This window comes from Flavobacterium sp. Root186 (assembly GCF_001428525.1).
Taxonomy (GTDB): domain Bacteria; phylum Bacteroidota; class Bacteroidia; order Flavobacteriales; family Flavobacteriaceae; genus Flavobacterium.
The window spans coordinates 1-26,032 of sequence record NZ_LMHW01000015.1; the positions used below are offsets into that span (position 1 = coordinate 1).

The window sequence follows — 26,032 nt, forward strand, 5'->3', positions numbered from 1 at the left end:
AATCAATAGAAGCTTTAATTAAAGAGTATAAATAAAAAAGTTAAATCGGGTTAGAATACATGCCTGTCATCTCGTCTAGGGACGAGACGGGTTCGAGTCCCGTCCAGACCGCCTAAGTTTGTAAAATGCCTCTCATTACGAGAGGCATTTTTTTTTACCATTAAATTTTGATTTATGTTTTACGTTTATATAATTTATTCTAAAACTTTTGATCTTTATTACAAAGGGTTTAGTGAAGATGTTGCTATTTGAAACTAAAAAAGAAGCTTTAATTGAAGAATTGAGATTGAAAAAGTTAAATCGGAAATCAATAGAAGCTTTAATTAAAGAGTATAAATAAAAAAGKYAAAKCGGGTTAGAATACATGCCTGTCATCTCGTCTAGGGACGAGACGGGTTCGAGTCCTCTCGTTTTAAGAACGAGACAATATTGTAAAATGCCTCTCATTACGAGAGGCATTTTTTTTACCATTAAATTTTGATTTATGTTTACGTTTATATAATTTATTCTAAAACTTTTGATCTTTATTACAAAGGGTTTAGTGAAGATGTTGCTCAAAGATTATTGTATCATAATGAGAACAGAAGTAGAATCAATAGAAGCTTTAATTAAAGAGTATAAATAAAAAAGTTAAATCGGGTTAGAATACATGCCTGTCATCTCGTCTAGGGACGAGACGGGTTCGAGTCCCGTCCAGACCGCTTAAATTTAAAAATGCCTTTCTTAGCGGAAAGGCATTTTTGTTTTTTGGGTTTTACCGCAAAGGCGCTAAGATTTACGCAAAGTTCGCAAAGGTTTTTTTAAGCTTTGCGAACTTTGCGCTTTTATCTTGCGTGTTTTGCGGTTAAATTTCTTTCTTATCTTTATAATAAGAAATCATAATAATGGAACAATCAACTTTTAAAGTAGACAAGTATTACATCAAAAAAGTAGATGCCGATAAAAAAAGTATTTATTGTCATCATGATATAATGGGAGAATTGTTTGTTCCAATTCACAAGCACGAAAAAGCGCAAATGCTATATGCGGAAGGAGATGTAGTTTTTGTGACAACCGAAACGAAATCTTACTTTTTGCCTGCAAGACATTTTATTTGGATTCCTGCTGGTTTAGAGCACAGTATAGAGCCAAAGTCAGAACATGTGATGATGCGAAATCTATATTTTCCAGTCGAAAAAGACGAAGATGACTTTTATAAAATAGAAGGGATTTATCCGGTCAATAATTTGCTGTTGCAAATGATGCTTTTTACCAATCGATGGAACGGTGATCTTAAAAAAGGAACTCCGAACTTCGCTATTGCCAAAGCCATAAAAGCGATTCTGCCTCAAATTTGCACTAATAATTTACCATTAGAATTACCACAGCCAAAAGACAAACGACTTAGTAAAATTCTACGCCATATTGAAAAAAATTTAGGAGAAACAATTCTCTTTGCCGATGTTGCCCATGAATTTGGTTACAGCGAGCGCTCTTTGTATCGCCTGTTTCAAAAAGATCTCAAAATGTCTTTCATTCAATATTATACCATTCGCCGAATCTTAAAAGCAATCGAACTTTTATTAGAAAGAAAGCTTTCGGTAAAAGAGGTAGCGCTAGAAGTTGGTTATAATAGTGTTCCGACTTTCAGCAACACTTTTTTCAAGATTTTAGGACAAAGACCTTCTGATTACTTAAATGGAGAAGAGATTTTAGAGCGAAAGTAAATCGTTTTATTTCACGCAGATCTAGACAGATTTTAGCAAATTTAGGGGATTTTTCTAATGTCTTATTAATCTGTTCAATCTGCCAAATCTGCGAGAGAATTTTAGAAAAAATAAAAATCTGTGCGCATCTGCTAAAATCTGTCTAAATCTGCGTGAAAATCTCACAGTTCAAATATGTTTTTATAATAAATTGTTTTTCGATGTTTAATAAAATTTTTTCGAGGAATAGAATTTTAACATTTGTCCGAAATGAATATGTTATTGACTTTTTAGAATTATCAGTCAACAGAAAAATGCAAGAACTTTGCAGTATAAATTATTATCATGTTCCTTAAAACAACAAATTCTACAGACGATTGTTTTTCCAGAATCCTGCTGTTACTCTTAATTTTATTAACATTCAATGGCTTACAAGCTCAGGAAGTTCATTCGGTTTCATTAAAAGAGGCAATAAAACTGGCAAAGGAAAACAACAAAAAAATCCTTAGATCTCAATTAGAGACTACGCTTTCAGAGCAAAACATAAAAGAAACAAAAGAACTCCGTTTGCCAGATATCGAATTAAACGGCGAGTATTCCAGAATTACGAATATTACCGAATTCAAAGGAAGCGGTTTCTTAAATGGCAAAGAAGTTACGAAGGCAATTCCTGAAATCTATCAGGTAAATTCAACTTTTAAAATGCCAATTTATGCGGGAAATAAAATCAATAACGCTATCAAAATTGCCAATCAGGAAAGTGAAATTGCTAAAATAAAAACAGAGAAAACCGAAAATGATATTGAACTCGAAGTCGTAGCCAATTATCTTTCGATTTATAAAATGATGGAACTTCAAAAGATCTTTGAAGAAAACATCAAAGAAGAAAAAAGCCGATTGAAAGAAGTTCAATCATTGCAGAAACATGGAACGGTAACTAAAAACGAGGTTATTCGTGCCGAATTACAGCTTTCGGATCGTGAATTAAATGCGCTTACAAACTCCAAAAACATTAAAATTGCGCTTCATGATTTGAAAACGCTGATTCAGATTCCAGAAAACGAAGAAATTGCGATTGATACAACTGCAAGTTTGGAAGAAATGAACGGTTTGGATCCCTATGATTTTTATATGACCAAAGCTTTGGAAAATGAAGAAATGCGAATGGCTAGCCAGGAATTAGATATCAGCAAAACGGAACTGAAATTGGTAAAAGGAAATTACCTTCCAAAGGTAAACTTCTTTGGAAACTATGGTTTTTATTATCCGAATTACAAATTTTTTCCACCAAATCCGTATTTGTACACTTTAGGACAGGTGGGTATCGAAGCGAGTTTTGACCTTTCTTCTTTGTATAAAAACAAAACCAAAGTAGAACAGGCAAACAAGAAAATCGAATGGCAGCAAATGCAGTCGGAAATTGTAAAAGATGAAATTCAGGATAAGCTGTACAAAGAGCACACACAATATCAGGAAATTCTTGAAAAGTTTGTGGTCGTTAACAAAGCTTTGGATTTAGCCGAAGAAAACTACCGAATCGTAAAACTCAAATATTTAAACCAACTGGTTTTAATAACCGAAATGGTCGATGCCGACAATGCTTTGCTTCAGGCGAAATACAACAAAATTTCTATAAGATTAGATGCGGTTTTAAAACATTATGAGTTGCTTCATACGGCTGGAATTATGCCTCAGAGTTAGGAGATAGAAGATAGAGGCAAGAAACAAGAGAATATAGATGGATTTTCAGTTCCGAAGGAACGATTCATATTGTAGCCCCGGATTTTAATCCGGTGGAGAATAAGAAAGAACAGATAAAGAATATTAAAGTTTATGGTTAAGATAAAAAATGAAACTAGCAGAAACAAAACGTTTCATATCATTATAACAATTATTGCGTGTACGCTGGTAATAAGCGGTGTTATTTTAGGAATTTGGTTTTATGTATTCAACAGAAATCATGAGGAAACAAATGATGCGCAGGTCGAGCAATATGTAACGCCTATTATGTCGCGTATTACGGGTTATGTACAGGAAGTTCGTTTTAACGAAAATCAGTTTGTGCATAAAGGCGATACTTTGGTTGTGATTGATAACAGAGAATACCAATCGAAATTGAATGTGGCTCTTGCCGATGTTCAAAACGCACAGCAAAATAGTGTTGTGGCGAAAAAAAATGCGGTTACAACAGCCAGTGCAACGGCTATTAATGAATCACAGTTAGAAGGTGCAAAATCGAATCTTTGGAAAACAAAACTGGAATACGAAAGATATAAAGCGTTGGTAAAAGACGAAGCGGCAACTTCGCAGCAATTAGAAAAAGTAAAGGCAGATTATGAATCGGCGCAGGCACATTTTGAGGAAATGAAAAACAGAATTCATTCGGCGACTTTGAGTACCTCTGCGGCTGAAGCCAATGTGCCAACAACAGAAACAAATATTGCTTCGAAACAAGCTGTGGCGGATAATGCGGCATTGTTTCTTTCGTACACGATAATCACTGCACCTTATGACGGCTGGGTTGGAAAACGAACGTTACAGCCAGGGCAATTGGTAAAAGAAGGTCAATCCCTGCTTTCAATCGTAAGTAAAGAAAAATGGATTACGGCCAATTTTAAAGAAACGCAATTACAGTATTTAACCGTGGGTCAGGATGTTGAAATAAAAGCCGACGCTTTGAACGACAAAACTTTCATTGGTACAATTGCCTCTTTATCGCCTGCGAGCGGCGCAAGGTTTTCATTGCTTCCTCCAGATAATGCAACCGGAAACTTTGTTAAAATTGAACAAAGAATTCCGGTTAGAATTCAGCTAAAAAACAACGACAAACAAACCGATTTTTTAAGAGCGGGAATGAATATCACTGTGATCGCAGCACACTAAAATGGAAGATAAAAGTATTTTTAAATCGTGGGTTCCAAAATGGGCAATCATTATTATTTTGTTTGTCTGTTTGTTGCATTCCATGATTTTATTGGGAGTTTATACTTCAAACGTAACCTACGCAGCAAGTTTTCTGGACATCGAGCCCGAAGATTTGCAGTTTGCGATGTGCGTTACGTACGGAACTCTGCTGGCCACGATTTTGATAGAAAGTCGATTTTCGAGTTTCTTCCCTGCAAAAAATTACCTGATGGCGGTATATTCCTTAATCGGGATTACGATTGTTTCATCGGCATATATTACGAATTTCTATCTTTTTTTAATATTGAGAATTGCCGAGGGAATTTTAATGGCGCTTCCAGTAATTACAATCCGACAGTTATTAATCGAGCAGTTTAATTCTAAAAATGCTATTATAATTGGTTTCTCCTTTTATTATGGTTCGCTGTTATTGTCAACGCCTTTTATTATGAATATTGCGGTTTGGTTTCTGGATCATTACGATTGGAAATACATGTTGTATGTTTCGGGCGGACTTCAGGTTTTGAATGTCTTTTTAATCTTGGTTACTTTTCGTGGGCACCGAATCACAAAGAAAATTCCGTTGTATCAAATCGACTGGATGAGTTATTTTTTGGTTTTAACTGCTATTCTTTGTGGTGCCTACTTTTTTGTTTATGCTGAGAAAAAATACTGGTTTGAATCTTCTCAAATGGTTTTAATGTTGATGATTGCCTTGATTTCGGGCGGATTGTTCATTTTTAAAGAACTTTTGGTAAAAAGACCGACTTTTGATTTTGAAGTTTTTAAATATGCCAATCTGCGAATTGGATTTTTATTGTTTTTTCTTTTTTACATAAGCAGGGCAACGCTGAGTCTTTGTCATTCGGCGATGTTTTCAATTTGGAATTGGGATCCGTCGCGAGTTGCTGGCGTACAATACATTAACGGATTAGGAAATGTAATTGGGTTAATTTTGGCTGCTTATTTTCTGATGAAATCGGTTTCGACCAAAGTTATTTTTATCATAGGTTTTTCGTTGATTGCATTGTTTCATTTTTGGTTTACGTTTCTTTTTGTGCCAGACGTGGCTTTATCTGATATTATTATTCCGTATGTTTTACAAGGCATTGGAGTTGGGTTTTTATTTGTTCCGTTAATTTTGTTTACCACATCTTCGGTTCCGGCAAAAATGGCAGTTTCTTCTGGAATTGTTGGCGTTTCGGGGCGTTTTTGGGGAAGTACAATTGGTTTTTGCGTCATGCAGAATGCAACAGTATTTTTAAATAAAAAACACTTTTTAAAACTAAGCCAATTCGTAACTGGCGAAAATCCCGAAGCACAGCAAACTATCGCTTCGACGGCACAGAGTTTTATGGCAAAAGGATATTCTACTGATAATGCGAATACTTTAGCCTTGAAAAAAGTATTCGGAACAGTTGCCAAACAAGCGACTTTATTAGCTGATATGGAAATTTATACGATTGTTGGATATGGTTTGATTGTTTTGATTATTCTTATCGCATGCAATCAGCATTTAAGACAAACAATAACCTTGGTTAAAAGTAAGATTTGGATTGGCTAGAACGCAAATTTCAATTTTTAAATTCCAAATTCCAAAATGGAGCAGTTGAAGGATTTTTTTTTCACGCAGATTCTGCAGATTTTAGCAGATTTAATTTTAATTATTATCTGCGTTTATCTGCTTAAATCTTTTTAAAATCTGCGTGAAACAAAAACTTTGCGCCTTTGTGCGATTAAAAAAAACTTTGCGAATCTCCGCGAAAAACCTCCACGAATCTCTGTGGAATGCCACGATATTAGCCTATCTTGCAACCGTTAAAAAACAAAAAATATACAATGAAACAGCAATGTGTAATTTTTGATATGGACGGTGTGATTTCGCATACCAATCCGCATCATGTGAAGGCTTTTGAGGCATTTTTTGATAAATATCAGGTTCCTTATACCAACGAAGAATTTGAAGAACATATGTACGGAAAACATAACAGTTATATCATGACGCATTTCTTCAAACGCCCAATTGCGGGAGAAGAATTGCTGAAACTAGAAGACGAAAAAGAAGGAATGTTTCGTGAAATTTATAAAGACAAAGTCGATACGATTCCGCATTATATGGATTTTTTAAACGAATTAAAATCTCGCGGATTTAAAACCGCTGTTGCCACATCGGCACCGCGTGCGAATCTGGATTTGATTGCAAACGCCTTAAAAATCACCGACAAAATGGATTCGATGATGTCAAGCGAAGACGTTACACTTCATAAACCAAATCCCGAAGTATATCTAAAATCGGCAGAACGTGTTGGTGTTTCTCCGTGTGATTGTGTGGTTTTCGAAGATTCTTTTTCGGGAATTACGGCGGGATTAAATGCTGGAATGAAAGTTGTTGGCGTTTTGAGTACGCATACAAAAGAACAGCTTCCTGTGTGTGATTTTTATATTAATGATTACAGTGAGATTAATGTGGAGAAGATAATTGAATTGTTAAATACCAATTCTTAAAATTCCAAATTCCACACTTTGCGACTTTGCGAGAGATTCGTAAGTATAAGAATCACATACTTTAAAATTAATCTCGCAAAGTCGCAGAGTTTTTAATACTTCTCGTTCAAAAAAGCAATCCAGCCTTTTTCAAATTCTTTAGTTGATATATTTAATGTTTTCTCAATGTTCCCAAAAGAAGCAATCAGTTTTGACAGCATATCATTTCCCCATTTTTGGGTAAGATATTCGATTATCGTGTAGCCAATATTGTAAATCTGGTTACTGTGATTAAGTTCTGCTAAAGTCAAATTTTTACTTTTGGCATATTTTACGCTTAAGGAATTTACTTCTCCAGCTTCAAAAATACTGATCGATTCCCAAAGCCAGCGCGGATATTCGGATGCAAATTTTTTATCAAATTGCTTATCAAACTCGGTGCGGTTTTGTGTTGTAATCGTTTCTTTTGCCTTGTCGATTAATATATTTAACTGAATGCAGTGTGTAAATTCATGCAGAGCCGTTTTTAGCGGATCGTCTGGAAAAATCGAATTGAACCAGTTTGTCCAGACAAAATGAAATTCATTCGGGCCGCGGCTTGTGCCGTTTGCATTTTTTTTTAGGCCAGTAGCGACATTAAATTTGTATTGCGAACTGTAAACAAAAACCTTTATCTGGCCGTGTTTTACATCTTTTAGATTCGTTCTTATTTCATCATAATTGCTTTCCAGATGTTCGCTTAGTTTTTTAGCTTCACTTTTATAAATTCCGTCATAGGAGATAATAAAATGTTCCGATTCCAAAGTTTGGGCTTTGTGTTTAACAGTAAAAGTTCGAATTGTTCTCGCAACGTAAAAAACGGCAATAATCCCTAAAAGAATAACTAATAATTTGTATTTTCTCATGTGTTCTAAATGTTTTTTGAGATTTAAAAACAAGCAAAATATTGAGAATTAGGTTTTTGGTGTTTTAAAAATAAGAATATTTTAAATAATTAAGCAGAATATTTTTGAATGTTTTTTTATGTTTTTAAATTATTCTAAGACCTTGTTTGTTTTGTAATTTATTATATTGTTTATTTTTAAGGATAGTTTTTTAGCTCCTATTTCGTTTAAATGATCGGCGTCATAAAAATCTTTGTCGATGAAGGACTTATCTTCTAATAAATTATAATACATGACATTTCGATTGTCTTTAGACGTTTTATTCATAAAACCGATGGTGCCCTTAAGTTGGTTTGGTTCAAGATTAGCTGTATAAGTTTTGTAAGCAGGAGAAGTGATAAAAATTACCTTAACGTTGATTTCTTCGGCAAGTTGAATAATAGACTTAATCGTCTTAATATTTTCTTTGTAATAAATATTGTCCTGTATGTTTATGGTGTGCCTTTTCGCTGCCGCTTTACCTGTTTCGGTTAAGTTTATACTGTTTTCAGATTTATAAATTGTTCCCCACCCAGATCCATTACAGGTAATATTATCATTTTTATGTTCTTTATAATGTAAATTAACCCGCATTATATTATCGCTGACTTTTCCATTTAGTAATTCAAAATGATTTGATAATTTAAAAGGACCGCTGCTATTTACATTATAGTATACATTGTAGTTTTTTATTCTCCATTTTTCTGTTCCTTCTTCAAGTCTGGAATAAAGCGAAAAATAATCAATAGGAATAACAATATATTTTAATTGCTTAAAACGAGTTTTGTATTTCTTTAAAATTTCAAAATCATAATCAACAGATTGCGAGATGTAAGCGGAATTAAAAGTTTTTGCTGTTATATATTTCGGATCGATTCCAAAATAAGTATGCGAACTTCCCAGAATTAAAACTTCAATTTTAGCCGAATTTTTATCCAGATATTCTTTTTTAATAGAATAGTCATTAGGAACGCTTCTTATCAAATTTTCTAAAAATATTGTAAAAAGAAGCACCGGAATTAAAAAAAGAATTGATTTTATAATAAACTTTTTCATGGCTAAAACTGGAAATAAATAAATTGCTGTTCTGAACCTGAAAAATAGAATATAGCTAATATAATAGCATAATAAAATCCCCAGCGAATTAAACGAGGGTACGATGTTCCTAATTTAGCTATGGCAAATTGTTGTTCTCTGCCAATCCATTCAATCAGCATAAAAATGAGTAGTAAAAAGAGAAACTTTTTTGGAATTATTTCTGGTTTTGTAAACAAGGTGTGCGAGAATATTTGGGATATAATATTCAAGGCATGTTCAAGATTCTCAGATCTGAAAAAAATCCAGGCAAAAACGGTAAGGCCAAAAGTGAGGCTCATTGCAAAAAATTCTTTTAAGCTTGGCAAGTATTTACCATGTGCAACAGTATCAAGATTGTTTCGGTTGTTTTTTAAAATAATAGATGGGATAATGTACAATGCATTTAAAAATCCCCAAATAATGAAAGTCCAGTTTGCGCCATGCCAAAATCCACTGACAATAAAAATAATAAAAGTGTTCCTTATTTGCTGATAGATTCCACCTTTACTTCCTCCTAACGGAATGTACAAATAATCCCTAAACCATGTCGAAAGTGAAATATGCCAACGTCGCCAAAATTCAGCAATGTTTCTTGAAAAATAGGGAAAAGCAAAATTTCGTAATAACTCTATTCCAAAAAGTCTGGCTACCCCTAGTGCAATATCCGAATATCCCGAAAAATCCCCATAAATTTGAAAAGCAAAAAACACAGCGCCAACAGCTAGTGTACTTCCGGAATAATCATTAGAATTATTGAAGATTTGATTTGCATATTCAGCACATTGGTCTGCAATGACTATTTTTTTAAATAATCCCCATAAAATCTGCCTTAATCCATCGATGGCTTTTTCGTAATCAAAAGTTCTTTTCTGTTTAATTTGAGGCAAAAGATGCGTGGCCCGCTCAATAGGTCCGGCAACTAAAAGCGGAAAAAAACAGACAAAAACAGAATAATCGATGAAGTTTTTTTCTGCGGAAATTCGGTTTTTATAAATGTCAATTACATACGATAAACCATGAAAGGTATAGAAAGAAATTCCAATAGGAAGAATAACTTTTAAAGTCCATGGATTTACCTGTAATCCAAAATTTGACATGGCTGCAGCAAAAGATTCAGCAAAGAAGTTATAATATTTAAAAATTCCCAAGAAACCTAAATTGATCGAAATACTAAGCCAAAACCAGATTTTTTTTGTCTGAATGTTTTTAGCATTATGCATTTGTAATCCTGTAAAATAATCTAAGAGAGTAGAAAAAACTAAAAGAAATAAAAAACGCCAATCCCAGCAAGCGTAAAAAAAGTAACTCGAAACTAAAAGAAGAATATTTTGATACTGAAAGGGTTTTTTATTGATAAGCCAATAAAGAACAAATACTACAGGTAAAAATATTGCAAAATTGATTGAATTAAAAAGCATTATTATTGTTTTGGATAGAGGCTGGTTTATTGCACTATTAGCTATTACAAATCTTTGGCAAATAACGACTTTTCGATTATATCATACAATATTTTTTCAAGACCAATTTTTGTAACCATATAAGTAATATAAGTTCATTTAAATAAATGAGTATAATTTGAATTGCCTCCTACTTTAGCTGGAGGTCTTTTTATGATTGAAAAGGAAAAGGCTTTAGCCGAAAATTAAGTTTTAAATTGAAAAAATAAGTCCAATTGACAAGTATAAAAATGGTAATGCACTTAATAAAAACCACAAAAGTTTTTGAATAAGTTTTATTTTTAAATCTCGAAGAATTAAAATAGAATTGACTAAAGAAAAGAGGACAAGAAATAAGCTCAAAAATAATGTAATAGTACTGCCATATGCATATATCAAAGTGCCCCTAAAATTTTCAAGATAATGTTTTGTCAAACAGCTTAAAAAGAATAAAGCAGGAATTACAATAGCAAATTTTTGTGTTTCGTGAAGATTTCTAAATTTTTTCAATGTAGTTTTTGATATATTTTGTTTTGAAAGAAAAAAGGCTTTCGCCGAAATTTACCTGTTTTTAATCTTCAAAAAAACTTCATTTTTAAACCAATTTTCATCTTCTGGAGTTTCAAAAATTCGTTTTGGAAAGTATAAACATTGACCTTTTGAAACGTATAAAAGATAAAGATCTTTTAATTCGAAAACTTTTATGAAATTCTGCATGTCAATTGTGCCTTCAGAGATTTCTCCCATGCGGGAAATGATTTTATCCGAGAAAACTTCATGTTGTCTTTCTTTAAAAATAATCTTGTTTTCTTTTGAATTTGTAAACAGCCAATATTGAAAAAATGTAATTGACGGAAAGAGAAAACCAAAGGCAATCATAAAAATATCAGAAGAATCTTTATTATCCTTAAATAGAATTGCCATAGAAAGAAACAACATAAAAGCATAAAGCCACCATCTTCTTTTTAATAAAATCCTAATAATAAAAGAGAAGTATTCTTTTTTAGTTAGTTGAATTTTTTTGGTTTTAATCATTAGTAGCTTTTTGGATTTGCGGTAAAATTAAAAATAGATTTTGTATATGAAAAAAATAATTAGGGTTGAAGGCATATTTGCTCATATAAAATAAATGTTCTTGATGATTTTTGTAATATTTAAATTCTAAAATTATGAGCACAAATAAACTTTCAGAAGAAGTTGAAAACATAATAAAAGATTTTTTTGTTAATAGATTTGACCCAAAAGATTTGGCAAAAACTATACGAGAAGTGAATTATGCACTTTCGTTATGCTCAATGCGAGGTTGCGAAACTCTTGAATCTGAATTAAATAATATCGATGATAATTTTTATTGGCTAAATAAATTGGCAGAAGTACTTGATCCTTATTTGGATGTTGAATGAAGAAAGGTTTTAGGTTTAGTTTGTCATTCCGAGGAACGAAGGAATCACATCAGAAATTACGAAACGTAAAACAATCTTTGTCGATTTGCGAGTGTGATTTCTTCGTTCCTCGGAATGACAATCTTTGTGGTTACTTTTTCTTCAAGGGATTGAAATCCCTTGCTACAAAATAAATCATTCCTTCGGAATTTTATATAGCGTTCCGTAGGAACAAATTATATTGTAGGGATGGATTTTAATCCATCTTCGCAATCATAATCGACAATCTTTGTAGAGCTACTCGTGGAGATTCCTCGTCCTCGGAATGACAAATATTGGGGTTACCTTGTGCTTTTAGTGAAAGTCGAATTAATTATTCTAAAGATATTCGTAACTCCATATCATTTTCTTTTACGAGCTTTAAGAAGATTATTAAATCTGTTATGCATTTAAAATCCCAAACTAGATCTGTTGAGTTTTCAAATACTTTTTCATTAACTAATACGGTTTTCTCAATTAACCAATCTATTTCATTTTCGGAAATTATATCTGGAACGTTTTCCCAACTCCAGCCAATACTTTTAATCCAGTTTGTAATAAAATCGGGTAAATCGGAAGAAATTGGAATAACATTTAATTCAGATATTAAAGAATAAAAATATACTTCCCATAAACTAAAAAAGTAAATTCCATTTTCTCCTTGTTTTAGTAGATATTCAGTTGAAGTTCCATCTGGGTTTTTTTGAATATTTCTTCGAAAAGAAATGTTTTTTGGATTAGTATAAAATCTGATTTCAGGTTCTCCTAAAAAATCCGAATAATGATCTAATTTTAAGTCGTTGATTTTCATTGTAATTATGTGATTAGGATACATCGATCAAATATATACCAAAAACAAAAAAGCTCCTGAATATCTTCAGAAGCTTTTTTAGTGCGGATAATAGGACTCGAACCTACACGCCTTGCGGCACCAGATCCTAAGTCTGGCATGTCTACCAATTTCACCATATCCGCGTAATTGTGGGTGCAAAGATAAGCATACTTTCGAATATTCAAAGAAAAATTTCAAAAAAAATATTAATTCTCTTTTTTGTACTTTTGGGTTTCTATAAAAATTATTTAAATGGAAAATATTAAGTCCTACGTTCAACAACATAAAGATCGATTTATCAATGAATTGATCGAATTATTAAAGATTCCGTCGGTAAGTGCCGACACTGCATATTCACAAGATGTTATTGATACAGCAGAGGCTGTAAAAGAAAGTTTATCAAAAGCAGGCTGCGATTTAGTTGAAGTTTGCGATACTCCGGGTTATCCAATTATTTATGGAGAAAAAATAATCGACCCAAATCTTCCAACAGTTTTAGTTTACGGACACTACGATGTTCAGCCGCCAGATCCATTAGAATTATGGACTTCACCACCATTTGAACCGGTTATAAAAACTACAGATATTCACCCAGAAGGCGCAATCTTCGCACGTGGAGCATGTGACGACAAAGGTCAGATGTACATGCACGTAAAAGCGCTTGAATATATGGTACAAACTAATAATTTGCCTTGTAACGTAAAATTCATGATCGAAGGTGAAGAAGAAGTTGGTTCGGCAAGTTTGGCCTGGTTCGTAGAACGCAATCAGGAAAAACTGAAAAATGACGTTATCCTGATTTCTGATACGGGAATGATCTCTAATCAACAACCATCGATCACGACAGGTTTAAGAGGTTTGAGTTATGTTGAGGTTGAAGTTACAGGTCCGAACCGCGATTTGCATTCTGGTTTATACGGTGGAGCTGTTGCGAACCCAATTAATATTTTGGCAAAAATGATTGCTTCTCTTCACGATGAAGACAATCATATTACGATTCCGGGATTCTACGATAAAGTTCAGGAATTATCTGCAGAAGAAAGAGCTGAAATGGCAAAAGCGCCTTTTAGTTTAGAAAAATATAAGAATGCTTTAAACATCGCAGATGTTTACGGCGAAAAAGGTTATGTAACAAACGAGCGCAACTCAATCCGTCCAACTTTAGACGTAAACGGAATCTGGGGCGGTTATACTGGCGAAGGTGCAAAAACGGTTATTGCGAGTAAAGCTTTTGCTAAAATCTCGATGCGTTTGGTTCCAAATCAGGATTGGGTTGAGATTACAGAACTTTTCACAAAACATTTTACAAATATTGCTCCGGCTGGAGTTACGGTAAAAGTGACGCCTCACCACGGTGGACAAGGTTACGTTACGCCAATTGACAGCATTGGGTATCAGGCGGCAAATAAAGCATATACAGAAACATTTGGAGTTCCTGCAATTCCGGTTCGTTCTGGAGGAAGTATTCCAATTGTGGCTTTGTTTGAAAAGGAATTAAAAAGCAAAACGATTTTAATGGGATTTGGTTTGGACAGCGATGCTATTCACTCGCCAAATGAACATTTTGGAATCTTTAATTACTTGAAGGGAATTGAAACTATTCCATTGTTTTATAAGTATTTTGTGGAATTGAGTAAATAAGGTGTTTTTGCCGCGATGGCGCTAAGACACTAAGATTTTTTTAGATATAGAATCCGTTCAGAAATGAGCGGATTTTTTTTGTGCAAAGAAATATTTTTTCAATTGCCTCCAGTTTTAGCTGGGGGTTTTAAAAGAGATTAGCATTGGCTTTAGCCGAACTATTAGGGATTTTGTTTTAATTAAATACAATACAAATTTGGCTAAAGCCTTTTCTCTTGAGTTCCTTCTACACCTCCAGCTAAAGCTAGAGGTAATTAAAAAAAATATCCTTAAAGCTTTGTTTTTGTGTGACTTAAAATAAATTTATTCTAAATAAATTTGCATATTAAAATTTTAACTCTACATTTGTAGAATAAAATCTATAAATGTAGAACAGTAAAGGATTGTTTAAACCCTAAGAGAAAAAAAACTTAGAACCTTAGCAACTCAGAATCTTAGAACCTTAAAAATATGCAGCTATCAAACTCAGAAGAACAATTAATGGAACATCTTTGGAAGCTTGAAAAGGCTTTTATGAAAGATTTACTTGAAGCGTATCCAAAACCAAAACCGGCAACAACAACCGTAGCAACGCTTTTAAAACGAATGATCGATAAAAAATTTGTTGCTTATAATGAATTTGGAAATTCGAGAGAATATTATCCTTTGGTTAAAAAAACGGATTATTTCTCAAAACATGTAAAAGGACTTATTAGCAATTTCTTTAATAATTCAGCTTCGCAGTTTGCTTCTTTTTTTACGACCGAAACCAATTTGTCGGCTTCAGAATTAGAAGATCTTAGAAAAATAATCGATTCAGAAATTCAAAAAAAGAAAAAATGACAGACTTTCTAATAAAATCGACAGTTAGTTTAAGCGTTCTTTTGGCTGTATATCTTTTGCTCTTGCAAAAAGAAAAAATGTTTCGCTTCAACAGGTATTTTTTATTAGTCAGTTTATTGTTTTCAATAGTGGTTCCTTTCATGTCTTTTGAAATTCAACAAGATATTCCTATTGTATACAATAATGCAATTCCGTTTTCGACTAATACAGGCCATCTTCCAATTCAAACAGAATTGATAGATATAAACAAAGATGAACAAACCAATTACTGGCTTTCTCTATTATGGATAATTTATGGCTTAATTACTTTAATACTAAGTTATCGGTTTGTTCAAAATATTTATAAAATCACATCTAAGGCTAAAGTATCTAAAATCATTGTGTATCAAAATATAAGAATGGTTTTACTCTTAGAGAAAACATTGCCTTATTCGTTTTGGAATTCCATTTACATGAATCAAAATGATTTTGAAAATGGACTAATAGAACAAGAATTGTTTACGCATGAAATTGCCCATGTAAAGCAAAAACATACTCTTGATGTGATTTTTATAGAAGTTTTGAAAACGTTATTTTGGTTCAATCCAATCTTTATTTTTTATAAAAAAGCCATTCAGCTTAATCATGAGTTTTTGGCAGATGAAAATGTAATAGCAGCGCATCATGATGTTTATTTATATCAGAACCTTTTGCTCAACAAATTCAACATTTCCAAACCCATTTATTTGACTAGTAATTTAAATTTTTTATCAACAAAAAAACGACTTATTATGATGACAAAAATCACTTCAAAAACAAAATCCCTAATGATGCAGTCTTTAGCTGTTTTTGGCCTTTTAACAATCTTTTTGATATTAGCTTTTAAGCCATTGCCATTAAGTGGCAAAAAAACTATAGTAATTGATGCCGGACATGGAGGAGAAGATATTGGAGCGCAGATTGGTGCCGGGCAAGAAAAGAAAATTGTAGAAAATATTGCCAATAAAATAAAGGTATTGAATGGTAAAGATGAAATTGAAATTATTTTGCTTAGAAAAGATGACAGTTTTATTCAATTAAGTGAAAGAGTATCGAAAATAAACAAAATAAACCCAAGTTTGGTCATTTCTTTACATGTAAATAGCTCAGAAAATTTGAATGAAAACGGGGTAAATGCGTATGTTTCAAAACAAAATGGTTTTTATGAAGAATCAAAGGAAAAGGCTGAAAATTTAGTTGATAAAATCTCAAATGAAAAGCTTGCCAAAGGTGAGGTTAAAGATGCAAATTACTTTGTGCTTAAAAACTCAAAATGTCCTGCATTATTAGTAGAAATTGGCTATTTGACAAATGAAAATGATAGAAATTATCTGATTAGCGAAAATGGACAAAATGAAATTGCAAATAAAATCATAGAATTCATAAAAATATAAACGTTTGTCAAGAAGCCTACAGCGCTGTCCCTTTAAGACTAAAAATAAAAAAATCCGCTTTCAGAAAATCTGGAAGCGGAAAAATAAACTAAAAAAAATTCTAAAAATAAAAAGTGAGATCCGGATTAAAATAAATCCGGATTGTATCCAAAATAAGGCACAGCCAGTTCGTTAAAAATAACGCCGTACTCTTCTAATTCCTTTAATATTGGTTCGTAAACTTCTTTTTTTATTGGAAGCTGAACGCCTGGAGTTGTGATTTTTCCGTTTAAAATAAGCAAAGTTGCCATTGCAACCGGAAGGCCGACTGTTTTTGCCATCGCCGTATAAGTTTGATCGTCGCCAATACAAACCATTTTTGAATCGATTTGTTTTTTCTCGCCGTTTAGTTCATAACCAAATTTATGATACATCACGATCATATCTTTATCATCTGGTTCAAGAGCCCAGCTGTCAGTTAAGATTTTTTCTAAAATTTGAGCGGGAGTGGCATTTGGCAAATTTACTTTTTTGCTTGGGTTGAATAAATCCAATTCTAAAAGTTTATCCCACATAATATCATCCTGATCGATTTTAAGAATAAAACGGGTTTTAATTTCGACAGAATCTGTTGGATGATAAGGTAGAAATGAGTTCATGAATTGGCGATAACTCATGTTTTCAGAATCTTCGATAGCATAACTGTCATCCGTCATTCCTAATTGTACGAACATATTCCATGCTTTAGAAAATCCAACTCTTCTAATTGTTCCTCTATATAAGGTCAGGACATCATCAAGTCCGTAAATGGATCTGTATTTAAGCGAATCACGGTTAGAATACGCTTCAAATTTTCCGTAACCTTCGACTTCGAGAAACTCTGTCCGGCGAAATAACGCGCTGTACGGAATATATTTATAAGTACCTTCCTGTATAAATTTTGCAGCTCCGCCTTGTCCGGCCAAAACTACATTTCTTGGTGCCCAGGTAAATTTATAATTCCATAAATTATTATCACATTCGGGAGCAACTAAACCACCGCAAAACGATTCGAACAATAACATATTACCGCCTTTTGATCTGATTTCGTCAATAACTTTCATGGCACTCATATGGTCGATTCCGGGATCAAGACCAATTTCGTTCATGAAAATCAGGTTGTTTTTTTTGGCTTCATCATCAAGAGCCTGCATAGCATCACTTATATAAGATGCCGTTACAAGATGTTTTTTGAACTGCAGACAATCTTTTGCAATTTCAATATGTAAATGTGCCGGAAGCATCGAAATAACAATCGAAGCTTTTTCTATGGCAGCACGTCTTTCTTGGGTATTAAAAATATCTAAAGCAATTGGAGTTGCATTTGGATGTTTTTGTGTTTTTTTCTCGGCTAAAGCCAAAGACAAATCGGCAACAACAAGATGCAGGTTTTCTGTTTCTGATTTTGAAAGTAAGTAACGAATCAGCGAAGATGCTGATCTGCCGGCTCCAATTATTAAAACGCTTCTCATAACTCTAATATTTAACACAAACATATTAAAATGTTATAAATATAACAAATTTAATTTAAAAAATGATAATTATTTAATTCGTAAATCGAACAAAAAAATCTTTTTTGGAGCTTAAATATTTTAAAAACTAAAAAGAAAATTGAATAGGATGAAGTATTTTTGTTTCAAATTAAAAGTCTGGAAAATATGAAAAGAAGAATAGTTTTAACTGGAACCTTTATAGGAATGTTAGCCATTATTTTTGGTGCTTTTGGAGCCCATTTACTAAAGAAATACCTGGCTGTCGAGGAGTTAAACACTTTTGAAGTTGGTGTTCGTTACCAAATGTACCACGCTCTTTTTTTACTTTTTCTTTCAACCCGAAAAGACATCGCTGAAAAAACCGTAAAAACAATCTATAATTTAGTTGTTGCTGGTGTTGTTCTCTTTAGCGGATCTATTTATTTATTAGCTACTAAAAGTCTTACAGTTTTTGATTCTAAGATTATCGTATTCGCAACACCTTTGGGCGGATTCTTATTAATTATTGGCTGGGCGGTATTATTTCTTACTATTTTGAGGAAAAAATCATAAAATCCAGAAAAAAAAATTCTGTGTAAAAATTAATCTTTAATTTTGTCTCATAATTAACATATAACGTTACTTATGTGAATTTTTATTGTTTTTTATCTGCTTTGATAAAAAATATAACAATTTGCAAACTTGGGCTTTACGCTTAAGAATTAGTAAAATTATATTTTGTTGCACCAAAAAATAACACACACAACATTAAATTTATGGACAATAACACACTTTTCGCGCAATCGATTTCGTTAAAAGAATTAGGAATAGAAAATGCAACGGTTCGTTACCAGTTATCAGCAGATGAACTGCATGCAATAACTGTGCAGTCAGGACAAGGTGTTGAGGCCTCTACAGGTGCTTTGGCAATTAATACAGGTGAATTTACAGGACGTTCTCCACAAGACCGTTTTATTGTAAAAGACAGCATTACAGAAGATAAAGTATGGTGGGGAAATGTAAATATTCCGTTTTCACCAGAAGCTTTTGAGAAATTATACAATAAGGTAACAAAGTTTTTATCAGACAAAGAGGTTTTTGTTCGTGATGCTTACGTTTGTTCAGATCCAAATTATAGACTAAACGTTCGTGTTGTAACCGAAACAGCCTGGTCAAATTTGTTCTGTTACAATATGTTTTTACGTCCGGAAGAGTCTGAACTTGCAAACTTTACTCCAGAATGGACTGTTGTTTGTGCTCCAAGTTTTATGGCAGATCCTGCTGTAGATGGAACACGTCAGTCTAACTTTGCTATTTTAGATTTTACTAAAAAAGTAGCTTTAATTGGCGGAACTGGTTATACAGGAGAAATGAAAAAAGGAATTTTCTCTGCTTTAAACTTCATTTTACCGGTTTTTGAAAATACATTACCAATGCATTGCAGTGCCAATGTTGGTAAAAATGGTGATACAGCAATTTTCTTCGGATTATCCGGAACAGGAAAAACAACTTTATCTGCAGATCCGGAACGTAAATTAATCGGAGACGATGAACACGGATGGACAGGCGAAAATACTGTTTTCAATTTTGAAGGCGGGTGCTACGCTAAAGTTATCAACTTAACAGAAGAAAACGAACCGGATATTTACAGAGCGATCAAAAAAGGTGCGCTTTTAGAAAATGTGGTTTTCAAACCGGGAACTAAAGAGGTTGATTTTGACGATGTTTCAATCACTCAAAATACACGTGTAAGTTACCCAATAACGCATATTGATAATATTCAGCCGGATTCTATTGGTCATAACCCAAAAAATATATTTTTCCTTACAGCAGATTCTTTCGGAATTCTGCCTCCAATTTCAAGATTAACTCCTGGGCAGGCTGCTTACCATTTTATTTCCGGATATACAGCAAAAGTTGCCGGAACAGAAGCTGGAGTTACAGAACCACAGCCAAATTTCTCTGCTTGTTTTGGAGCGCCTTTCATGCCTTTGCATCCAACAAAATATGCTGAAATGTTAAGCAAAAAAATGAAAGATGCTGATGTAAAAGTTTGGTTAATCAATACAGGATGGACTGGCGGTGCATACGGAACAGGAAGCCGTATGAAACTAAAATATACTCGTGCCATGATTACAGCTGCATTAAACGGAGAACTGGATAATGTAGAATACAAAAACCACGCAGTATTTGGAATTGCAAAACCACAATCTTGCCCTAATGTTCCAGAGGAAATTTTAAATCCTAGAAATACGTGGGAAGACAAAGATTTATACGATAAAAAAGCGTTGGAATTAGCTCAGAAATTCAAAGCTAATTTTGCCAAGTTTGAAGAATTTGCGAATGCTGAAATCTTAGCAGGCGCACCGATTACAGAATAAAAGGAATTATTTGATTCAAAGTAAAAAAGCTGTTCAGTGATGAACAGCTTTTTTTTTAGTATTCAGTGTTCAGATTTTTTAGTGTTCAGTCACGGTACGGTTGCAATGTCACTCTGAGCGAAGTCGAAGAGCTTTTAAGTTGCAGGGCTTCGACTTCGCTCAGCCTGACAAAATTTAGCGTCATTTTAAAAACTGATCACTAAAAAACTGACCACTGACCACTTTATTTCTTCCCTTCATCAATACGTTTCTGGATCAAATCCCAGGCATAATAATGAAACGTCATTCCGTTGCTCATGGCTGCGAAAAGTCCGTTTTTGTATTTTGGCCCTAAGTTTACACTTGTTACATCAGCACCATCACATTCAATTGTTGACGTTGGAACTTCAGCTAATAAAGTATGTTGGTTTGGATTTCCTTTTGCGCCTTCTCTCGGATAAACCATAAAAGAATTTGCCTGTTGGTTTGAAACTAAAATATATCCTGTAGAATCTGTTTTTTTGTAAATCGCGATTCCTTCGTGGTCTGCTTTGAAATCTTTTTGACCAAAGAAAGCCAGTTCTTTATTATCGTTTAAGGCAGGATCAGCTTTGTATTTTCTAATGCCAACTTGTTCGTCGCAATAGTAAACAAAACCTAATTCGTTATCAACAGCAATTGCTTCAATTTCTTTTTTACCACTGTAAGTTCCAAATTTTCGAACCACTTTTGCAACAGCAAATTTTCCGTTTCCAGAAAGTTCATACTGCCATAAATAACTGCCTGTTGGACCCGTTTTTCTTCCCACAATGGCAAAAATCTTCTGATCGCTTGGACGAGTGTATAAAGAAACTCCCATCGGATCGCTTTCTGTATCACCTTCAAAAACAGGAATTCCGCCATTATCAATCGGTTCTAAATCAGGTAAACTGAAAATTCTTATTTTGTTGGTTTCACGTTCTGTTGTAACCGCTATATCTACTTTTTTTCCGTCAATAATTAATCCGTAAGCGATATCAACATTATTTGGACGTTGTAAAACAATTGACTTTTTAAGGATTTTTCCATTCAAATCAAAAGCATACAAACCGCCGTCTGTATCTTTATCCGTTCCCACAATAATACTTTTTGTAGCATCAGCAGGATTAATCCATATTGAAGGATCATCTGTATCGTGAGGTAAAGCTTCGGTAACCGCTGTTGGTTTTACCGCATTTGGTTGAATTGGCGCTAATTTATCGTCTTTACAAGCTGTAAATGAAAGGCTTAAAAATATAAAAGCAAGTATAGATTTGTTTTTCATTAGGTATTTTATTTTAAATGAAATTAGACAGAACGGTAAAGTCCTGTCTAATTTAAGAAATTTATAAATGGGTTATTACAAGTCTAATTTCAATCCGAAATTGTAACGGGCTTGGTAATATTCTACTTGTTTCGTATGCGTTTCGATTCCTTGATAGTAACGCAACGGCTGATTAGTTAAGTTATTGGCTTCGGCAAAAAGACGAAGTTTTGGCGTAATCTTGAAAGCTGCGTTTGCATCTAAGAAAAACTGTTTGTCGTAATAACTGTCTTTATAAGATTCTGAACCTAATTCATCTAAATAATCAGATGTAAAGTTGGTCGAAATTCTCGCAGAAAAGCGTTTGTTTTCCCAAGACAAAGATCCGTTAAACATATGTGGTGTTGTTCCCGGAAGGCTAATATCGTTTCTTTCGTTTCCATCCTCATCGGCAATTCCTTTTGCTTTAGATTTTGTGTACGTATAGTTTAAATAAACAGCAAAACCTTTTAAGAATTTACCCGGAAGAAAATCTAACTGGCGTTGAAAAGCAACTTCAAATCCATAAACATCTACTGTATCCCCATTTCTTGATTGTAAAAATGACCAGTTTTCGCCAACCGGAATTGGATTTGTCTGATTAGGGAAATCATTTGCAAATTTCACACTGTCGTATTCATTGTCACTGTAATTATAAATGAAATCATTTAATCTTTTGTAGAAAACGCCTCCAGAAATCAAACCAACAGATTTGAAATAATTCTCGGCCATGAAATCATAATTGTATGAATAGGTCACATCAAGATCTGGATTTCCGGCTGTAATTTCTTTATCTGAAGCGATATTATTTACATAAGGAGCTAATGCATAATAGTTTGGTCTTGCTAAAGCTGTAGTTGCAGCAGCTCTTAAAACTAAATCTTTTGTAGCATTATATTGAAAAGAGATACTTGGCAATACATTAGTGTAAGAGTTTGTAGTGTTGATTTTGCTTTCTAATTCTTCCTCGTCCAAAACTCGGTTTCCTGTATAATCGATGTGAGTGTTCTCTAAACGGAAACCTAAAACCATAGAAAGTTTATCGTTAAAATCCTGATCCCATCTTACATACGCAGCATAAATACTTTCTTTTGCATTATAGTTCACCGCTAAAAATTCTGATGGATCTGATTCTTTATCAAACAAGGCCGCATTGTTTAAATCAAGATTTCCTAAGAAATTTGCCGAAGCAAATGTTCCCGGTATATATTTAGTTCCCGGATTAAAGTTTTTACCATCAAAAGAAGTTGTTGAAATTTCAGATAATAAACCCATTCCGTCATTAATTGGCTCGTAAGTAAAGAAAGTATTATTTCTTTCTTTTTCTTTCAAACGAAGTCTAAGACCAGTTCTCAATCTTCCTTTTTGAGCTGGAATAATTGTAAATGGAAAACGGATATTAACTTTTGCTCCAAATTCGCTTTCGCTTGTTTCGTCTGTATTTTCAGAAACCGAATCAAATTCAAATTGATCTAAAGCCTCACCAGTTGTTGTAACTAATGGGAATTTTAAATCAGAAAAATTTTGAGTCATATCTAAACCTGTCTGGCGATATTCAATATAACGCTCTCCCGGACGGTATTCTCTTGCTTTTGCATAATTTGCAGACCAGTCTAAATCTAATTTTGAGTTGATCAAATGTTCTCCGCGAATAGAATAATTTTGAACTCTTTGATCTTCTAATCTTCTACTTTTATTACGATTATTGTCAAGTCCGCCTTTAGTTTCACGTTTTACACGACCTTCAAATCCTGTAATTTGTTCACCATTATAAATAGGTTCGATATCATCATAAGTCGTTCTAAAACGGTTTTCTCTATCGTCTCTCCAGTTGTAAATTGCATTGGCAAAAATGGTGTTATTCTCATCAAATTTATAATCTAAAGCAATAGAACCGCTGCGGCGAATACGCTGTACATTGTATTTTCTGATTTCTGAAGCCTGTAAATATTCATTTCCAAAATCATCTTTTACCCATTCGTTTTCTACATTATCAGATCCGTAATCAACATTATTATAAGAACCGCTAAAAACTGCTCCTAATTTATTATCGAAAAAACGATTTCCGTATACAAAACCTGCGGTGTAAGATGCGTGTTCGCGTATTGGTAAATAACCTCCCGCAAGTGTTGCAGAAATTCTTTCACCGTTCGGGGTGGCTCTTGTAATTAAGTTTACAGAACCTCCAATTGCATCAGCATCCATATCAGAAGTCAGCGTTTTGTTTACTTCAATAGTCGAAATCATATCAGATGGAATTAAATCCATTTGTACGTTTCTGTTATCTCCTTCTGCAGATGGAATACGATCTCCATTTAAAGTTACCGAGTTTAAAGACGGAGCCAAACCTCTAATAATAATATTACGAGCTTCACCCTGGTCATTTTGCATTGTGATACCCGGAACACGTTTTAAAGCGTCTCCAACGTTAGCATCTGGAAAACGACCCATTTGATCAGACGAAATTACGTTTCCGATGTTTTTATTGTTTTTTTGTTGATTCAGCGCTTTTGCCTGACCTTTTAAAATGTCTCCAACTACAACTTCATTCAGCTCAGTTCCAGAAGTTTTAAGAGCAAAATCTAAAACATTGTTTTTACCTTGTTCTACGGTAATTTCATGGGTTATAGAAGTATATCCAATATATTTTACTTCTACAGTATAAGTTCCTACATTAATATTTAATAATTCAAAACGGCCATTATAATCAGAAATCGTGTATTTGTTTTCTCCAACAATCTGGACCATCGCTCCCGGAAGCGGAAGTTTGTCGTCTGCATCAAGCACTTTTCCGGAAATTATCGCTTTTTGTGCATAACCCGAAATGGCTAAAAATAAGAACATTAATAATAAATAGATTTTTTTCATTGTGTGTTTAGTTTGATTTGTTGCGAAACTATAATCTTTATATTACTAAAACCCTTGAAAAAAATTAACATAGTGTTATGATTAATCAATTTTGTCTCAATTTCATTAATCTTTAACTAACATTAAAGCTTCAAATAATTGATTCACAAGCAAAAACAAATGAATATTTTGATCGTAATTAAAAATTTGGCGTTAAATTTGCCATATCAATCACAATCAAAAATCATCAATCATGTTAAAACAATTTTTTATCCTTTGTTCCGGTGCCGACCGAGATTTATTAGAAGGATGTTCAGAAGGCGAACAAACCAAATATGTGGGTATTGGTGCCACCGTATTTTTTACTGCTGTAATGGCATTCCTGGCTAGTGCTTATGCACTTTTCACCGTTTTTGACTCTATTTATCCGGCTTTAATTTTTGGATTTGTATGGAGTTTACTAATTTTTAACCTGGACCGATTTATCGTTTCTACAATTAAAAAGAGGGATCGTTTTATGGATGAATTCCTGCAGGCGACTCCCAGAATTATGCTTGCTATTATTATTGCTATTGTAATTTCGAAACCTTTGGAAATTAAAATTTTCGAAAAAGAAATCAATACCGTTTTATTGAAAGAGAAAAACGAAATGGAATTGGCGAATAAAAAGCAAATTGGTACCTATTTCAAAACAGATTTAGATAAAAATAAAGCAGAAATCGCAGCTCTAAAAGCAGATATTCTAAAGAAAGAGAAAGAAGTAAATGCTTTGTATTCAACTTATATTACAGAAGCTGAAGGAACCGCAGGAACTAAGAAACTTGGAAAAGGCCCTGTTTATAAAGAAAAACGCGAAAAGCACGATGCGTCTTTAAAAGAATTTGCAGCTTTAAAAACAACAAACGAAGCAAAAATTGCGGAGAAAGAAAAAGCAGGTAAACAACTTCAAGCCGATTTAGATAAAAAAGTTTCGCAGACACAGCCTATCATCGAAGGTTTCGACGGATTAATGGCTCGTATAAATGCGTTAAACAAACTGCCGTGGCTTCCGTCGTTTTTCATAATGTTATTGTTCCTGGCGATCGAAACGTCTCCAATTATTGCTAAATTATTAGCGCCAAAAGGTGAATTTGACTTTAAACAAGAAGAAGCCGAAACAGCAATGAAAGCAACATTGGCACAAAATAAATACCAACGTGAATTATTGGTTAAAACCAGCGCCGAAATGCATGATAAAGTTTATGCAGATATTGCAGAAGACAAAAGTCTTTATGATCTGCAGCGAAAAAATGCAAAGGAGCTATTAGAATTGCAGTCACATAACTTTTTAGACAAACAGAAAGCGACTTTATAAGTCGAAAGTTGGAAAGCCGAAAG

At 33.5% G+C, this 26,032-nt stretch carries 20 protein-coding genes, 1 tRNA gene and 1 pseudogene; 13 read left to right on the forward strand and 9 right to left on the reverse strand.

The features are described 5' to 3' along the window. Positions 1-477 precede the first annotated feature (477 nt). The 6 genes and pseudogenes from ASD98_RS24610 to ASD98_RS19125 form a co-directional block, all read left to right on the forward strand. Positions 478-612 (forward strand): GIY-YIG nuclease family protein, encoded by a 135-nt coding sequence (locus tag ASD98_RS24610; protein ID WP_157849161.1) that lies wholly within the window; start codon positions 478-480, stop codon positions 610-612. Positions 613-884: 272 nt separating this feature from the next. Then, positions 885-1,706, forward strand: coding sequence for an AraC family transcriptional regulator (locus ASD98_RS19105; protein ID WP_056207461.1), 822 nt, complete (start codon positions 885-887; stop codon positions 1,704-1,706). Positions 1,707-2,030: 324 nt separating this feature from the next. Further along, complete coding sequence (locus ASD98_RS19110) at positions 2,031-3,386, forward strand: TolC family protein (RefSeq protein ID WP_056207463.1); 1,356 nt, start codon at positions 2,031-2,033, stop codon at positions 3,384-3,386. Positions 3,387-3,518: 132 nt separating this feature from the next. Then, positions 3,519-4,568 (forward strand): HlyD family secretion protein, encoded by a 1,050-nt coding sequence (locus ASD98_RS19115; protein WP_056207464.1) that lies wholly within the window; start codon positions 3,519-3,521, stop codon positions 4,566-4,568. A 1-nt stretch (position 4,569) separates the two neighbouring features. Then, positions 4,570-6,153 carry an MFS transporter gene (locus ASD98_RS19120; RefSeq protein WP_056207466.1) on the forward strand — a complete coding sequence of 528 codons (1,584 nt, stop codon included), beginning with the start codon at positions 4,570-4,572 and terminating at the stop codon, positions 6,151-6,153. Positions 6,154-6,428: 275 nt separating this feature from the next. Further along, positions 6,429-6,956 (forward strand): annotated as a pseudogene (locus ASD98_RS19125) (HAD family hydrolase); the annotation flags it as partial. A gap of 230 nt (positions 6,957-7,186) precedes the next feature. Here the strand turns inward: ASD98_RS19125 and ASD98_RS19130 are convergent. The 4 genes from ASD98_RS19130 to ASD98_RS19150 all read right to left on the reverse strand — a co-directional run bounded on the left by ASD98_RS19130 (position 7,187) and on the right by ASD98_RS19150 (position 11,544). Next, entirely contained in the window at positions 7,187-7,978 is a 792-nt protein-coding gene (locus tag ASD98_RS19130; RefSeq protein ID WP_056207470.1) for a DUF6055 domain-containing protein, read from the reverse strand. A 129-nt stretch (positions 7,979-8,107) separates the two neighbouring features. Further along, positions 8,108-9,052, reverse strand: coding sequence for a hypothetical protein (locus ASD98_RS19135; protein WP_056207472.1), 945 nt, complete (start codon positions 9,050-9,052; stop codon positions 8,108-8,110). A 2-nt stretch (positions 9,053-9,054) separates the two neighbouring features. Continuing rightward, the gene (locus tag ASD98_RS19140) at positions 9,055-10,491 is read right to left on the reverse strand and encodes an MBOAT family protein (RefSeq protein WP_056207475.1); all 1,437 of its coding nucleotides are present in this window, start codon (positions 10,489-10,491) and stop codon (positions 9,055-9,057) included. Positions 10,492-11,070: 579 nt separating this feature from the next. After that, on the reverse strand, positions 11,071-11,544 hold the full coding sequence (locus ASD98_RS19150) for a YcxB family protein (RefSeq protein ID WP_056207477.1): 474 nt from the start codon (positions 11,542-11,544) through the stop codon (positions 11,071-11,073). Positions 11,545-11,678: 134 nt separating this feature from the next. On the opposite strand from ASD98_RS19150, the gene ASD98_RS19155 reads away from it, so the two are divergent. Then, positions 11,679-11,912, forward strand: a complete 234-nt coding sequence (locus ASD98_RS19155) for a hypothetical protein (protein ID WP_056207480.1) — start codon at positions 11,679-11,681, stop codon at positions 11,910-11,912. A 352-nt stretch (positions 11,913-12,264) separates the two neighbouring features. Here ASD98_RS19155 and ASD98_RS19160 read toward each other — a convergent pair whose 3' ends face one another. Both ASD98_RS19160 and ASD98_RS19165 read right to left on the reverse strand, forming a co-directional pair. After that, complete coding sequence (locus tag ASD98_RS19160; protein ID WP_056207481.1) at positions 12,265-12,741, reverse strand: hypothetical protein; 477 nt, start codon at positions 12,739-12,741, stop codon at positions 12,265-12,267. 82 nt (positions 12,742-12,823) lie between these two features. Next, positions 12,824-12,905, reverse strand: a tRNA-Leu gene (locus tag ASD98_RS19165). A 109-nt stretch (positions 12,906-13,014) separates the two neighbouring features. Between ASD98_RS19165 and ASD98_RS19170 the strand changes: the two genes are divergently transcribed. The 3 genes from ASD98_RS19170 (at position 13,015) to ASD98_RS19180 (ending at position 16,637) form a co-directional block, all read left to right on the forward strand. Then, on the forward strand, positions 13,015-14,403 hold the full coding sequence (locus tag ASD98_RS19170) for a dipeptidase (RefSeq protein WP_056207484.1): 1,389 nt from the start codon (positions 13,015-13,017) through the stop codon (positions 14,401-14,403). A gap of 450 nt (positions 14,404-14,853) precedes the next feature. Next, positions 14,854-15,225 carry a BlaI/MecI/CopY family transcriptional regulator gene (locus tag ASD98_RS19175; RefSeq protein WP_056207485.1) on the forward strand — a complete coding sequence of 124 codons (372 nt, stop codon included), beginning with the start codon at positions 14,854-14,856 and terminating at the stop codon, positions 15,223-15,225. Then, positions 15,222-16,637 (forward strand): N-acetylmuramoyl-L-alanine amidase, encoded by a 1,416-nt coding sequence (locus tag ASD98_RS19180; protein WP_082577898.1) that lies wholly within the window; start codon positions 15,222-15,224, stop codon positions 16,635-16,637. Before ASD98_RS19175 ends, ASD98_RS19180 begins: the two co-directional genes overlap by 4 nt. Before the next feature lie 125 nt (positions 16,638-16,762). Here the strand turns inward: ASD98_RS19180 and ASD98_RS19185 are convergent, their stop codons facing one another. Next, positions 16,763-18,127, reverse strand: a complete 1,365-nt coding sequence (locus ASD98_RS19185) for a saccharopine dehydrogenase family protein (protein ID WP_056207490.1) — start codon at positions 18,125-18,127, stop codon at positions 16,763-16,765. A gap of 186 nt (positions 18,128-18,313) precedes the next feature. Here ASD98_RS19185 and ASD98_RS19190 point away from each other — a divergent pair, with 186 nt between their 5' ends. Both ASD98_RS19190 and pckA read left to right on the forward strand, forming a co-directional pair. Then, the gene (locus ASD98_RS19190; protein ID WP_056207492.1) at positions 18,314-18,700 is read left to right on the forward strand and encodes a DUF423 domain-containing protein; all 387 of its coding nucleotides are present in this window, start codon (positions 18,314-18,316) and stop codon (positions 18,698-18,700) included. Positions 18,701-18,903: 203 nt separating this feature from the next. Then, complete coding sequence (gene pckA / locus ASD98_RS19195) at positions 18,904-20,508, forward strand: phosphoenolpyruvate carboxykinase (ATP) (RefSeq protein ID WP_056207494.1); 1,605 nt, start codon at positions 18,904-18,906, stop codon at positions 20,506-20,508. A 223-nt stretch (positions 20,509-20,731) separates the two neighbouring features. On the opposite strand, the gene ASD98_RS19200 is transcribed toward pckA, so the two are convergent. Together ASD98_RS19200 and ASD98_RS19205 are read right to left on the reverse strand one after the other, a co-directional pair. Continuing rightward, a complete protein-coding gene (locus ASD98_RS19200; protein WP_056207497.1) occupies positions 20,732-21,790 on the reverse strand; it encodes a phytase in 1,059 nt (352 codons plus the stop codon). A gap of 75 nt (positions 21,791-21,865) precedes the next feature. Then, positions 21,866-24,676 (reverse strand): TonB-dependent receptor, encoded by a 2,811-nt coding sequence (locus ASD98_RS19205; protein ID WP_056207498.1) that lies wholly within the window; start codon positions 24,674-24,676, stop codon positions 21,866-21,868. 232 nt (positions 24,677-24,908) lie between these two features. Here ASD98_RS19205 and ASD98_RS19210 point away from each other — a divergent pair, with 232 nt between their 5' ends. Then, positions 24,909-26,009, forward strand: coding sequence for a DUF4407 domain-containing protein (locus ASD98_RS19210; RefSeq protein ID WP_056207500.1), 1,101 nt, complete (start codon positions 24,909-24,911; stop codon positions 26,007-26,009). Positions 26,010-26,032 lie beyond the last annotated feature (23 nt).